Source organism: Trichocoleus sp. DQ-A2 (assembly GCF_039961915.1).
GTDB lineage: Bacteria > Cyanobacteriota > Cyanobacteriia > Cyanobacteriales > FACHB-T130 > FACHB-T130.
Map to the genome: position 1 here is coordinate 109,075 of NZ_JAMPKD010000007.1, position 13,584 is coordinate 122,658.

Consider the following 13,584-nt stretch of genomic DNA (forward strand, 5'->3'; position numbering starts at 1 on the left):
TTGAGGTTAGAAACCTAACCAGTGTGAGTTTTTTCTCAAAACAAGCTAACAATTTTCAGTAATTAATCTCATCCTCCGCTTACTTGAGAAATACAAATTATTTCGTTGCGACTACAGCAAGATTCCAGGCAAAACGCTTCATTAAAGGAATCTTTTTCATAACGCCATCCATCTTCTCTAACCGTTGATAATTGGGTGCCAATCTTTCATGTTCAATAATAATTTTCTTCCAGTAACGTTCCTTATTCGGATCGATTTTTTCAATTAAATAGAAGCGTAGAAAAATCCACAGCGTTGCCAACCAAAACGTATCGTAAGACGTTTCTGAAAACTGGGATTTGACAAAATTGACAATATTAATATCCAGCGGCGTTTCATCTTCAGTCCGCACTTTCGTCGCAATCCGGCGGTACACATTAATGACTGGATTGTGTTTCAGAGGGTCCCAAAAACAAGCTTTTCCACCCGGTTTAAGCACCCGGTGCATTTCCCGAATGGCGAGTTTCGGATTGGGTAAATGGTGCAACAAATTCGAGGCGTAGACAATATCAAAACTATTATCGGGGCAATCGAGCGCGATCGCATTCATGGTTCGCCCCTCAATCTCGACGCCGTTTTTCTCTGCCAGTTGTAGGGCGACTTCCACCATGCCGGGAGAGTAGTCAGATGCCACGCACAGCGCCCCTTTTTTGGCAAAGTAAACGCTATTTTCCCCAGCACCACACCCTAAATCGAGAAGCTTTTTGCCTCTGATATCTCCCAGTCGTCCGAGGATGAAACGATTTTCAGGGGAAGTACAAGCTTCAAAATAATCTTTAACTTTGATTCCATCTACATCAATGGTGGATGCCCATTGATCGTGGAATTTTTTCTCTTTGTCAAAAATATCCATAATTAAGAATTAAACGCAAAGGTTCGCAAAGGTAAACGCAAAGGTACGCAAAGGATTTTCTCACTTTGCGTACCTCTATGGCTGTTTGCGGTTTATACTTTTTGGGAGATTACTGCCGATCGCGTCTCTTCTTTTTCCAAGGCAACATACAAGCGATTCAGGGCGTTGACATAGGCTTGGGCGGAGGCGACGATGATATCGGTGTTGGCAGCATGACCGGAGAATACTCGATCTTGGTGCCGTAGGCGAATCGTAACTTCTCCGATGGCGTCAATTCCAGCCGTTACCGATTGAACGGAAAATTCAATCAGTTGGTTGGGGACGTTGACGACGCGGTTGATTGCTTTATAAACGGCATCTACGGGTCCCGTACCGATGGCGGCGTCGGTGAGTTCTTCGCCTGCGGGAGTGCGAAGTGTAACGGTTGCGGTGGGCTGAGAGTTGCTGCCGCAAGAGACTTGCACCAATTCTAAGCGGAAAAGTTCTGGGGCTTGTTGGATTTCATCGTTAGCGATCGCTTCCAAATCCCAATCGGTGATTTCTTTCTTTTTATCCGCTAAGTCTTTAAACTTCAGAAAGGCTTTATTTAACTCACTTTCTGATAGTTCAAATCCCAATTCTTTCAGTCGAGCGCTGAAGGCATGGCGACCGGAATGTTTGCCCAGTACAATCTGATTATCGGTTAAACCGATAGATTGGGCATCCATAATTTCGTAGGTGAGCTTGTTTTTCAGCACCCCATCTTGGTGAATGCCAGACTCGTGTGCAAAAGCATTTGCGCCCACAATTGCTTTATTCGGCTGCACCAACATCCCTGTTAAGTTAGAAACTAACCGAGATGTTTTGTAAATCTGCTTTGTGTCAATATTCGTGAGGGGTTCTTCTGACTCCTCTGGGCGTCCTAAAAATGGATTGTAATACTGACGCCGGACATGGAGTGCCATCACCAATTCTTCGAGTGAAGCATTCCCGGCTCTTTCGCCAATGCCGTTAATGGTGCATTCTAGCTGTCGTGCGCCATTTTTCACGGCTTCCAAGAAGTTCGCCACCGCCAAGCCTAAGTCATTATGACCGTGTACGGAAATGATTGCTTGGTCAATATTCGGCACATTCTCTTTAATTCCCTTAATTAAGTCACCAAACTCGCTGGGAGTCATGTAACCAACGGTATCGGGAATATTGACAGTTTTGGCACCCGCCGCAATTGTCCGCTCTAGCACTTGGTAGAGGAACTCTGGATCGGAGCGAGCGGCATCCATTGGGGAGAATTCTACATCGTCCATGAAGGATTTAGCGTAGGCGACCATTTCTTCTGCGATCGCTAACACTTCAGCCCTTGTCTTTCTTAGCTGATATTCTAAGTGAATATCAGATGTTGAAATAAAGGTGTGAATCCTACCTTTTACCGCCGGTTTTAGCGCTTCTGCCGCGGCTTCAATATCTGCTTTGATCGCTCTTGCCAAACTACAGATAACTGGGCCATCTTCTGTCCCGACTGTCTTGGCAATTTTCTGAACTGCCTCGAAATCTCCTGGGCTAGCATAAGCGAAACCCGCTTCAATCACATCCACGCCCAAACGAGCCAATTGTCGCGCGATACTCAGCTTTTCGTCTACATTCAGAGTTGCGCCGGGGCACTGTTCCCCATCTCGAAGGGTCGTATCGAAAATAATAATCCGGTCTTGGCTAGGTTCAACGTTCATAGGTCAAAAAAAACACATCCTTCAACTTTGATTCATTCGCCGTTAGTCATTAGTTCTTGCTAATTAGTTATAGCCAAAAAAACTAAGGTTTGAAGACTAATATTCAGTTTTTTCAATAAATTCCCGAATTTCATTCAGGTCTATGTAGCGATCTGTAGCGTTTCTTAGCTCTCTCGCTATCATTCCTTCTGTGGAAACTACTGTAATATGCGTATTTTTAGAACGTAACAGTTCGATGGCTCTTTCAAAATCGCCATCTCCACTGAATAAAACTACTCGATCGTACTGTTCTACTGTATTAAACATATCTACAACAATTTCAATATCTAAGTTCGCCTTTTGCGAATAGCGACCGGAAGTATCATCGTAATATTCTTTAAGAATTTTTGTACGGACGGTGTATCCCAAACTAATTAGTGCGTCTCGAAATCCTCGCTGATCCTGTGGATCTTTTAGCCCGGTGTACCAGAAGGCGTTGATGAGATTTGTATCGGGCTGTTCCTTTCTAAAGTATTCCAATACTCGCCTAGGATCGAAAAACCAACCATTTTTTTGTTGAGCGTAGAACATATTGTTCCCGTCTACAAAAATAGAAAGACGGTTCATTAAGAAAGCCATAGAAACTAAAACCTAAAATTTGTAGAAAAGAATTTTAGTGGAATGATTTATTCTAGCAATTTGTTACGAATATTTATTCATAAGTACTTTAGTGCAATCCCTATTCTTTTTTATCTTTCCGGATCTCCCCAAAACCTGCTGGCATTCAGGAGGTTTTTCGGGCAAAATCGGCGATTAAAGTCGAAAAAGGGGAACAGCACCGATAAAGTCAAACATAACTTCTTCTTTAAACTCTACCTTAGTTGAGGACTCTATTACTGTCCTAGTGGACACTATCGTATAGTTAGGGCAAGTAGTTAAGCACTGCCTTTATAGTATTTACAGGTAAGAACACCAATCACTCCAACTACCAGCATATAGCTTGCCCGTATGAACTCCCGCTATTTCTAAAGACAACAGATTTACGCAGGCGGTAACGCCAGAACCACAGTAGACTAAAACCTCCTCAGCTTGCTCTAAGCCTACCCATCGTGCGCGTTGTTCCGTCATCGGTCGTAGGTAAGATTGACTACTCGATACTTCCTGCCAAGGATAGTTTACGGCTCCGGGGATATGACCGGCAATTGGGTCAATGGGTTCTTGTTCGCCAGAAAAGCGATCGCCTTCCCGCGAATCTACCAATACCACTCCTGGCAAGTCTTTTCTAGCTTTGACGGTTTCAATATCTACTACCCAGTCTTGTCGCACCTGAGGCACAAACTTGCCTCTGTGTGGCGTTGGAAGAACGTCTGTAACCGGATATTCCTCTGCCTGCCATCCCGAAAAGCCGCCATCTAACAAAGCCACGCGATCGTGCCCTAGGTAGCGCAACAGCCACCAGAGACGTGCAGCAAAGGCAAATCGGGAATCATCATAGGCAACAACCAAGGTTTCCTGAAAATTTACTCCAATGGCTGCTAACTTCTTGGCTAATTCATCGGGATTGGGCAATGGATGCCTTCCCCCGTGCTGTCCGACGGGTGCAGAAAGGTCTTTGTTGAGATCCAGATAGTAGGCACCGGGAATGTGACTGGTGAGATACTGCTGGTGTCCCAATTCCGGATTGGCAAGGGAAAAGCGACAGTCCACGACGATAACTTGCGAAAGCTCCGGAGCCGCTGCGCTAAGGTTCAGGTGTTCAAAAAGCCACTGGGCGGAAACGACAAAAGGGGTATCGGTCATTGACTTGACTCTTTGCAATCAAAACAGTGTACAAGTCTTCAGGGAGCGATCGCATCTGTGTTGCCACGGCAATAGTGGAGAAGCTATCGCGTTTCTGTTTAGAATTCAACTCCAAGTATCCATGCGACTCACTTACAATTTATAGAGTTAGCTGAGTATTAGAACCAATAAAATAGATAGCAAGACACGAAATTATCGCTAAGCTGGAAAGGTTACATTTTGACCAAAACTAAACCAGTTTCACCCAATAAACTGCAACCCGTTGGTAATGCATTTAATCAGCGGTATGATAAACTTTTGATTTGCTTATTAGAAAGATTTCACGAGCGGTTTTCAAGAATAAATGACCGAAAGTTTCTCACTTTAGAGCTTCCATAGAGCAACATCTTGGTAATCAGGGCTTCATGTTATCTCGTATTAAAGAGGCTGAAGTGATTGATGCATTATGTAAAAAGTGGGTTCAGGAGTGGGCAAGCGTAGCCGAAGTCGTGCAGTTTGCCTAAGAGTCACTCGTCATCTGGAAAAATTAAATTTAGTTTCAACTGAGCTTAAGCAGTTTTTGCAGTGCTTTATTAACCTGCCTTCCTCTCTAAAAAATGCAAGACATGGGCATCTTCACACCTCAACTCACCGCTGATGGCTCATTCACCTTCTTTTCAGAAGAGTTTGGCGAAACTTTTCATAGTCAGCAGGGTGCGAAGAAGGAAGCCGAACTTAAGTTTGTCGAACCCACTCAACTCAGGCAGAAAGCACAGCAACCAACATTACATTTGTTGGATATTTGTTATGGTCTGGGCTACAACACCGCGGCGGCTTTGGAAACGATTTGGGAAGTGAATCCAAATTGCCGAGTGGAGTGGGTGGGGCTGGAACTAGATGCATCGGTACCAAAAGCAGCGATCGCGCATCATCTTTTGAACCACTGGAATCCAGAAAACGCTCAAATTTTCCACCAGCTAGCCACTTCTGGCAAAGTTCAGACCGAACGCCTCAATGCTCAGCTAATCGTGGGAGATGCCAGAGCCACAATTCAGCAGATATACCACTCAAACTTCCGGGCAGATGCGATTTTTCTCGATCCTTTTTCACCCCCCCGATGTCCGCAATTGTGGACGGTGGAATTCTTAAGCTGGGTTGCCAAGTGCTTAAAACCCGATGGGAGACTTGCCACTTATTCTTGTGCGGCGGCGGTGCGGGCTGCTTTAATCGCCGCTGGGTTACAAATTGGTGCGACATTCCCTGTGGGAAGGCGATCGCCTGGAACGGTCGCTAGTTTTACAAACCTAGATATAGCGGCGCTTTCAGTACAAGAACAAGAGCATTTGCACACCAAAGCTGCCATTCCCTACCGCGACCCTCATCTGTGCGAACCTGCTGATGCGATTTTGCAGCGTCGTCAAATCGATCAACAAGCCAGTGCTTTAGAGCCAACCTCTCATTGGAAAAAGCGTTGGTTATTTCAATCTCAGCTCAGAATTCAATAGCTCTACAAGCAAGTGCTTTAGAACAAACCTCTGCTTGCAAACAGTGCGGGTTATTACAGTCCGCGATCGGGATTGAATGGGATCGCCGCAATGGTCTAGGTCTCAAACGGCGGTGTATAATCGTAGCATTCTTTGCAATCGCTCAAGTGAAAGATTATTAACTTTTAAGAACTGCCTGACCGAACCCGGACAGATAAAGAATCTCCGAATTTTGTAGGTTATCAGAAGATTAAATCGATGCCTTGATGCCTGAAGACGGAAGCTGCAATCAAGATGTCTGCTAAGTGCTGTTAATATCCGTGAAAAACCCGATTCCACGGTTAAGCTATTCGCTCATACTAAAAACAAATTTATGTTATAAATCATGCTCAATTTATCAACGGCTGCTTCTTCTCAAACAAGGTTGTCTTCAGTGAGCTTTCTAGGTTCGGAGTTGCCCAAAATTCTGGTGGTTGACGATCATCCCTCCAGTCGGATGACGGCGGTAGCACTGCTATCGGTGGAAGGCTACGAAGTTTTGGAGGCAGAAAGTGGGCCAGATGCATTGAAGCGTGTAGTCGAGTGCAACCCAGATTTAATTCTGCTGGATGTAATGATGCCGGGGATGGATGGGTTTGAGGTATGTCGGAAGTTAAAACAAGACGAACAAACCCGCCTGATCCCGGTCGTTTTTATCACGGCGCTAAATGATAGGCGATCGCGCATTCTGGGCATTGAAGCAGGTGGAGATGATTTTCTGACCAAACCCTTCGATCGCTTAGAACTCTCTGCCAGAGTCCGGTCTCTTGTCCAGCAAAAGCGTTTGAATGAAGACCTGGATCACGCCGAACAAGTCCTGTTCTCGATCGCCCGTAGTGTTGAAAGCCGCGATCCGGCGACAGGCGATCACTGCGAACGGCTGGTGGAAATGGGTAAAGCTTTTGGTGAATTTCTGAATCTTTCTCGCAACGAAGTTCGGGATTTGATGTGGGGCGGTTATCTCCATGACATCGGTAAAGTGGGCATTCCCGACGCCGTGCTGCTCAAAACAGGGAAACTCAACGACGAAGAATGGGTAATTATGAAGCAGCACGTCCTGATTGGTGAGAAAATTTGTCAGCCGCTGCGAACCATGCGGGGCGTCATTCCAATTATTCGCAATCACCACGAACGCTGGGATGGAACGGGTTATCCCGATGGTTTAGCTAATGAGGAGATTCCCTTTTTGGCGCAGGTTTTTCAAATTATTGATATTTACGATGCCCTGACAAGCGAACGTCCCTACAAACGCGCGTTTACATCAGCACAAGCCTTAGAAATTTTTGCAGAAGAAACGGCAAAAGGTTGGAGAAATCCTCAATTAGTAGAGAAGTTTACTGAGTTTATTCAATCAGCTCGCGTTGCTGAGGCGATGCCAGAAGCCGTGTAGGGGCAAGCTCGGATTGACTCAAAAATTTAGTCGGATGCTGGCGTCGGCTGACTGAGCCAATGTTTCACCCGGAAAGAACCACGAACGCTCTTTCATGGTTCATGCTTCATCCTTTATTCTTTTAGCTGGTCTGATAACGCGAAAAGCTGAATATGGTAGCAGTAGCAATTCTTGCAGCGGGACGTGGGACGCGGATGAAATCGGATCTGCCCAAGGTCCTACATTCCTTGGGAGGGCGATCGCTCGTCGAACGGGTTCTCCATAGTTTGTCTGAAGTCGAACCATCGCGGTGCCTCGTCATCGTTGGGTATCAAGGCGATCGCATCAAAGATGCCTTGGTAGAAGTCATCGATCGATTGCCCCCACTTCCCAATCTGGAGTTTGTTGAACAAACCCAGCAGTTGGGCACGGGTCATGCCGTCCAGCAATTACTCCCCCATCTGGAAGGCTTCACCGGCGATTTGCTGGTTTTAAATGGGGATGTCCCTTTGTTGCGATCGCAAACGCTCAAAAATCTGCTGCAAACTCACCAAGAGCATCAGAACGCCGCCACCCTCCTTACCGCCCAAATGCCAAACCCCAAAGGCTATGGGCGGGTTTTTTGTAATGGTCAAAATCTGGTCAAAGAGATTGTAGAAGACCGGGACTGCTCGCCTGCTCAAAAGCAAAATCGCCGGATTAACGCAGGGGTTTACTGCTTCAATTGGCCTCAACTGGAAAAAGTATTGCCGCAACTGGTACCCAACAATGACCAGCAGGAATACTATCTAACCGATGCGGTTAAATTCATGGAGCCGGTGATGGCTGTGGATGTGGAGGATTACCAGGAAATTCTGGGAATTAACGACCGCAAACAACTGAGTAATGCTTACGAAATTTTACAAGAGCGAGTCAAGGATGCCTGGATGGCGGCGGGTGTGACTCTCGTGAGTCCAGACACGATCACCATTGATGACACGGTAGAGTTGCAACCGGATGTAGCGATCGAACCGCAAACTCATCTGCGGGGAAATACCACGATCGCATCTGGGAGTCGCATTGGCCCTGGTAGCTTGATTGAAAATAGCCAGATTGGGGAAAATGTGACGGTGGTTTATTCTGTGGTGACGGACAGTGTGGTTAAAAAGGGCACCCGGATTGGCCCCTACGCCCATTTGCGCGGTCATGTAGAAGTCGGGGAATCTTGCCGCATTGGAAATTTTGTGGAACTGAAAAATAGCACCTTGGGCGATCGCACCAATGCGGCCCACCTGTCCTATTTAGGCGATGCCACTTTAGGAAATAAAGTGAACATCGGGGCGGGGACAATTACTGCTAATTATGACGGCGTGAAGAAGCATCGTACCAAAATCGGCGACCGCACGAAAACCGGCTCCAACAGCGTTCTGGTTGCGCCAGTGACACTGGGAGAAGACGTAACCGTTGCCGCCGGGTCTGTGGTCACGAAAGACGTTCTAGATGATTCTTTGGTAATTGCCCGTGCCCGTCAAGTCGTCAGAAAAGGCTGGCGCTTAAAACCCCAGCAGGAGTAAATCAAGATGCCAATTATCAAGTCTGTATTCTATTTCGTCTTAGCCGGGTTATGCGAAATAGGTGGAGGATATCTGATATGGCTTTGGCTGCGGGAAAATAAGAGTATTTGGTTTGCTTTCTTAGGAGCGATCGCAATGATTCCGTAGAGAATCATTGCGACGCTGCAACCTGCCAATTTTGCGAGAGTTTATGCAGCTTATGGAGGTGTCTTCATCGTTCTTTCTATTCTTTGGGGATGGCAGGTAGATAAGATAGCTCCAGACAAATTTGACTTGTTAGGAGGTTGGATTGCTCTGCTTGGCACGCTGGTCGTTATGTATGCGCCTAGGGGTTAATATTTTTACACCCTAACTGCAAGCAGGCTGCAACCTGCCACCCTACTTGCACTTAAGAAATGAAGCCGGATAGGGTGTCACCCGTCCATTCCAAGGTATCGCCCATCTGTTCGCCAGTGTGAAAAGCAGCGAGGAGGACTTCGCTCGTTTTCCCAAATGCGATCGCTCCAGTTGCATCAATCCCAATTGCCCCAAAATCTCGCTGACGCCCACGCGCTTCCGTAAAGGAGCGCTCGAAGGCATCTGCAAGAGACAAACCATCCGTCACCCGCACCACAATCCGCGCTGCCAGACATTCATCAATAATGTCTTCTCCAATTCCCGTACAGCTAATTGCCGCTTGAGCGGTGGCGTAGTTCCCCGCAGGCATTGCGGAATCGCTGACTCGACCAATCCGCTCGAAACCCTTGCCTCCCGTCGAAGTGCCTGCGGCTAAATTTCCCTGACCGTCCAGAACTACGACTCCAATCGTGCCGCGTCCAGCCTCTGGGTCATCCACCAGCTCTTTTTCCGCTACCACCCCAGCGGCTTCTTTAATAAAATTCTCGCTCCGCTCTTGCAGCCACTCTTGCAAGCGAATCTCGATCATCGGATTGTAAATCGGAACCTGCAATTCCCGCACGAGTTCTGCCGACCCGTAATCTGATAGCACGCGATCGGGTGAAGCTTGTAAAGCTTGCGCCAGATCGATGGGATGTTGAATGCGGGATACATTAATCACGCCACTCAAGCGCTGAAATGCCCCATCCATCAGGGAGGCACTCATGCGAATTTGACCATCTGATTGCAGTACCGAACCTGTTCCCGCATTAAAGCGGGGATCGTCCTCCATCAAGTGGCAACCATGTACCACTGCTGCTTGGGCAGTTGCTCCTGCCAAAAGCAGGGTATAAACTTCTTCCACGACTTTGTAGAGTGATTTGCGGACTGCGTCAGCCCCCTCTTGACTTTTGAGGGCGCTACCGGCACCACCGTGAATAATCACCTTGGGTTGCACCTGATTGAGTGACATATTTCAATCCTTTGTAATTTTTAATAAATACCAAGACTCAGCCTTGATTTCAGATTTTAGATTTGTGATGTTTTCAATCCAGTATCGAAAATCTAAACTTGGGCTTTTACGCGGACTCATTGGCTTGGTTGCGGCGGCGGCGACAGCGCTCCGAACAGTATTTCACATCATCCCAACAATCAGCCCATTTTTTGCGCCAGGTAAAGGGACGCTGACATACCGGGCAAATTTTGCTGGGTAAGTCGGACTTGGATCGAACGCGCTTCATGTTAATTTGACGGTACATTACCAATATTCAATTTTACGAAATAGATCGGAAGTCAGGTAATTATGTCCGCCCATAGAGAGATGCGCTTTTAGACTATTTTATTCTTTTTACTTATGGATGAGACTAGATTAGCTAAGGTGCGGATTGTATTGGTAGAGCCAGCAGGCCCGCTGAACGTAGGTTCTGTGGCTCGCGCGATGAAAAATATGGGGTTGCGGCAGTTGGTACTGGTGAATCCCCAATGCGATCGCCTCTCGAAAGAAGCAACGGATATGGCAGTTCATGCCATAGACGTCCTGGAATCGGCTCAGGTAGTCGCGACGATCCCAGAGGCATTACAAGGGTGCGTGAAAGCGATCGCCACCACTACCCGCTCCCGAACGTTAGACACGCCGCTAGAAAATCCCAGAATCGCTTTACCTTGGTTGCTGGAAGAACCGCTGCCATCAGCCTTGCTCTTTGGCCCAGAAGATCGCGGGTTAAGTAATGTGGAATTAAACTATGCTCAGCGATTTGTACGCATTACCACGAATCCGGAGTATCCTTCATTAAATCTGGCTCAAGCAGTTGGGATTTGTTGTTACGAGCTTTACCAAAATTGGTCAGCACTCAGCAGTCAGTCGCAAACTACTGACAATCAACAGTACGGGCATGGCAGTACCTTGCCTCTCCCAACTGAAAACCCACAACTGACCATTGACCCTGCCTCATTAGAAGTTTTGGAGGGGTATTATCAACAGATGGAAGCCGTGTTATTAAAAATGGGTTATCTCTATCCCCACACCGCCAGCAGCCGTATGGAAAAATTCCGGCGTCTGTTCAATCGAGCCAATCCCAGCAAAGCAGAAGTGGCAATGCTCCGAGGCATTTTCAGCCAGATGGACTGGGCGCTACAATTTTTGCCACATTCTGTTGCTAATGAACCAGAACAGCAAGACGCACCATAAAATAAGCAAAAGTTGCTAGGAACGTTAACGTTAACGCTCTTTTGTCCGTTAGCGGTGTTGCGATACGCAAAAGCATTCGTTCCCTGATGCAAGTGATAGACCCTGGAAAAGTAAAGCCAAGGCTTAGCCGGTACAGTGGTTAGTCACTCTTTTTAACAGCTAACAATTAACAATAACCATAGTGGTGGAGGAGTTAGGAGTGACTCAGCAGTCTGAAACTCAGTCAGTTGTGTCAGCGGTATCAGGAGGAAGTACGTTTAAAGATAATGGGCAAAGCCCAAATAGTTCATCCTCACCGAACCAACACAATCGTTCTGACATCCGCGAACGTCGGCGAGAGCAACAAAAAACACAACCCGCGTCGCGGAATCGACGCGACGCACTCAAAACTACACCCTTGAGCGTGAGCCGTGAAGTGGCTGCGACGCCGCGAGGAAAGAATCAAAGTTCAGCAAGGATGGGTTTCGGTTTGAAAAATGCGCCCCTAGACACAGAACAAAAAAAATCTTCCCCGTCCCTACGTACTCGAAACTCCTCCCGCGCCAGTCTATCACTGCGACAGGTGCAGTCAAATTCTGCTCCCAATCGTTCCTTAAGATCCACCACGCCAATGAGGAAATCACTCTCGCGATTCGCTTCCGATGTGAATCGGGGAAGGCAGGGGATAGAAGCACCTGCACCCCAAACAAGCCGCCGCGATCGCTCGCGTCAAGGCGGTTCAATCCCCAATCAAAGTCTGCGCGAGGCAGTGCGCCCTTACCCCGTCCCGTCACAGGGGAATGTGAGGCGCTTCCAGAAACGCCCTCCTGCCCAGCCAGCCCAGCCCACAGGCACGCATAAGAGCGGGGGAACTTTACCTCAGCGCCGGACGCGATCTCCCGGACGCCCGGTTTCTCCCTGGCTGTACGGTGCCCGTCTGCTCATCTTGGGAGTGGGAATTGGTGCGATCGCGGGAACTGTTTTATCTGCTTGGGACCCGGCAACCCGCCAGCTAGCAGGCGCTGCTAACAAGGATTCCGCCCTCCATCAGCAGTCAGCAGTCGGGGCGATTGGTCAAGCGCCGGGACAAAAATCACCAGCTCAAGCTGACGCGGCGATGGGTACGGCGGCGGGTACTTCTGTTCTGACGCTGAATCAAGAAATCCCAGCGCTGAAAGCACACGTACAGGCGCTGGTGACGCAAAATTCCAAATTAAATCCAGGCGTCTTTTTAGTAGAGTTGGAGACGGGTGCCTATCTCGACTTTTCGGGTAGCGAAATCTTCCCAGCTGCTAGCACCATTAAAGTGCCAATTCTCGTCGCCTTTTTCCAAGATGTGGATGCTGGAAAAATTCGTCTGGATGAACCGTTAACGTTAGAGAAAAATCTGATGGGTTCTGGTTCCGGCGATTTGCAGTACAAAAAGCCAGGGACAAAGTACACCGCCCTAGAGGTGGCAACGAAGATGATTGCGATTAGTGACAACACCGCTACCAATATGCTGATTCAGCGTTTGGGCGGTGCTGAGGCGCTGAATCAGCGGTTCCAATCTTGGGGATTGACGTCAACTGTTATCCACAACGCCCTACCGGACTTGGAAGGAACGAACACTACGAGTCCTAAGGAGTTGGCGACGGTGATGGCAATGGTCAATCAAGGCAATGTGGTCTCGGTGCCATCGCGCGATCGCATCTTGCATATCATGCAACAAACGGTGACAGATTCGTTGCTGCCACGGGGACTGGGGAAAGGCGCTAACATCGCCCACAAAACTGGCGATATCGGCTCCTTGATCGCGGACGTTGGCTTGATTGATATGCCCACTGGCAAGCGCTACATTGCCGCTGTGATGGTGCAACGCCCCCACAATGACGCTAAGGCCTCAGAGTTGATTCGCCAGATATCTCGTACCGCTTATCAACACTTCAACCAACCGGCGACACCACCCAGTTCGACGGAAGCGCCTTCAGGCATTTCTAGCCCAATTCCCAAGCCGATTACGGCGGGAAATCCTACCAGTTTTATTAATTAGCTGAAGTTAAGCACAGTGGTGAAAATAAACTGAATTTGTAGGGGCTGGTAATGGGTAATTGATAATCGGAAATTGTCAATAGTTAGCGATTAATTGCAACTGACCACCGACTTTGAGGGAAGCACAACAAACTGTGCTTCCCTCAAAGTCTTAATTGCCTTTTTTATATAAAAAATGTAGTCATGTTTAACTAGGTTTCGTAGGGAGAGATA

11 protein-coding genes and 1 pseudogene are annotated in these 13,584 nt (G+C 47.7%); 6 read left to right on the forward strand and 6 right to left on the reverse strand.

Annotated features, from left to right (window positions below):
* Positions 1-97: 97 nt before the first annotated feature.
* The 4 genes from NC997_RS08705 to NC997_RS08720 all read right to left on the reverse strand — a co-directional run bounded on the left by NC997_RS08705 (position 98) and on the right by NC997_RS08720 (position 4,374).
* Complete coding sequence (locus NC997_RS08705) at positions 98-892, reverse strand: class I SAM-dependent methyltransferase (RefSeq protein ID WP_190527390.1); 795 nt, start codon at positions 890-892, stop codon at positions 98-100.
* Positions 893-984: 92 nt separating this feature from the next.
* Complete coding sequence (locus tag NC997_RS08710) at positions 985-2,595, reverse strand: 2-isopropylmalate synthase (protein ID WP_190426993.1); 1,611 nt, start codon at positions 2,593-2,595, stop codon at positions 985-987.
* Positions 2,596-2,691: 96 nt separating this feature from the next.
* Positions 2,692-3,213, reverse strand: a complete 522-nt coding sequence (locus tag NC997_RS08715; protein ID WP_190414139.1) for an NYN domain-containing protein — start codon at positions 3,211-3,213, stop codon at positions 2,692-2,694.
* Positions 3,214-3,531: 318 nt separating this feature from the next.
* On the reverse strand, positions 3,532-4,374 hold the full coding sequence (locus tag NC997_RS08720) for a sulfurtransferase (RefSeq protein WP_190527393.1): 843 nt from the start codon (positions 4,372-4,374) through the stop codon (positions 3,532-3,534).
* 596 nt (positions 4,375-4,970) lie between these two features.
* Here NC997_RS08720 and NC997_RS08725 point away from each other — a divergent pair.
* From NC997_RS08725 to NC997_RS08740, 4 genes and pseudogenes are all read left to right on the forward strand, one after another.
* Positions 4,971-5,858, forward strand: coding sequence for an MnmC family methyltransferase (locus NC997_RS08725; RefSeq protein ID WP_190426987.1), 888 nt, complete (start codon positions 4,971-4,973; stop codon positions 5,856-5,858).
* A 364-nt stretch (positions 5,859-6,222) separates the two neighbouring features.
* Positions 6,223-7,266 carry a two-component system response regulator gene (locus NC997_RS08730; protein ID WP_190414701.1) on the forward strand — a complete coding sequence of 348 codons (1,044 nt, stop codon included), beginning with the start codon at positions 6,223-6,225 and terminating at the stop codon, positions 7,264-7,266.
* Between the two features lie 152 nt (positions 7,267-7,418).
* A complete protein-coding gene (gene glmU, locus NC997_RS08735) occupies positions 7,419-8,798 on the forward strand; it encodes a bifunctional UDP-N-acetylglucosamine diphosphorylase/glucosamine-1-phosphate N-acetyltransferase GlmU (protein WP_190426984.1) in 1,380 nt (459 codons plus the stop codon).
* 6 nt (positions 8,799-8,804) lie between these two features.
* A pseudogene (locus tag NC997_RS08740) lies at positions 8,805-9,134 on the forward strand (YnfA family protein).
* 52 nt (positions 9,135-9,186) lie between these two features.
* Here NC997_RS08740 and NC997_RS08745 read toward each other — a convergent pair.
* Together NC997_RS08745 and NC997_RS08750 are read right to left on the reverse strand one after the other, a co-directional pair.
* Positions 9,187-10,146 carry an isoaspartyl peptidase/L-asparaginase gene (locus NC997_RS08745; RefSeq protein ID WP_190414704.1) on the reverse strand — a complete coding sequence of 320 codons (960 nt, stop codon included), beginning with the start codon at positions 10,144-10,146 and terminating at the stop codon, positions 9,187-9,189.
* A gap of 106 nt (positions 10,147-10,252) precedes the next feature.
* On the reverse strand, positions 10,253-10,414 hold the full coding sequence (locus NC997_RS08750) for a DUF2256 domain-containing protein (protein WP_190414705.1): 162 nt from the start codon (positions 10,412-10,414) through the stop codon (positions 10,253-10,255).
* Between the two features lie 113 nt (positions 10,415-10,527).
* Here NC997_RS08750 and NC997_RS08755 point away from each other — a divergent pair, with 113 nt between their 5' ends.
* Together NC997_RS08755 and NC997_RS08760 are read left to right on the forward strand one after the other, a co-directional pair.
* Positions 10,528-11,361 (forward strand): RNA methyltransferase, encoded by an 834-nt coding sequence (locus NC997_RS08755; protein ID WP_190527395.1) that lies wholly within the window; start codon positions 10,528-10,530, stop codon positions 11,359-11,361.
* A gap of 199 nt (positions 11,362-11,560) precedes the next feature.
* The gene (locus NC997_RS08760; RefSeq protein ID WP_347276105.1) at positions 11,561-13,372 is read left to right on the forward strand and encodes a serine hydrolase; all 1,812 of its coding nucleotides are present in this window, start codon (positions 11,561-11,563) and stop codon (positions 13,370-13,372) included.
* Positions 13,373-13,584: the final 212 nt, after the last annotated feature.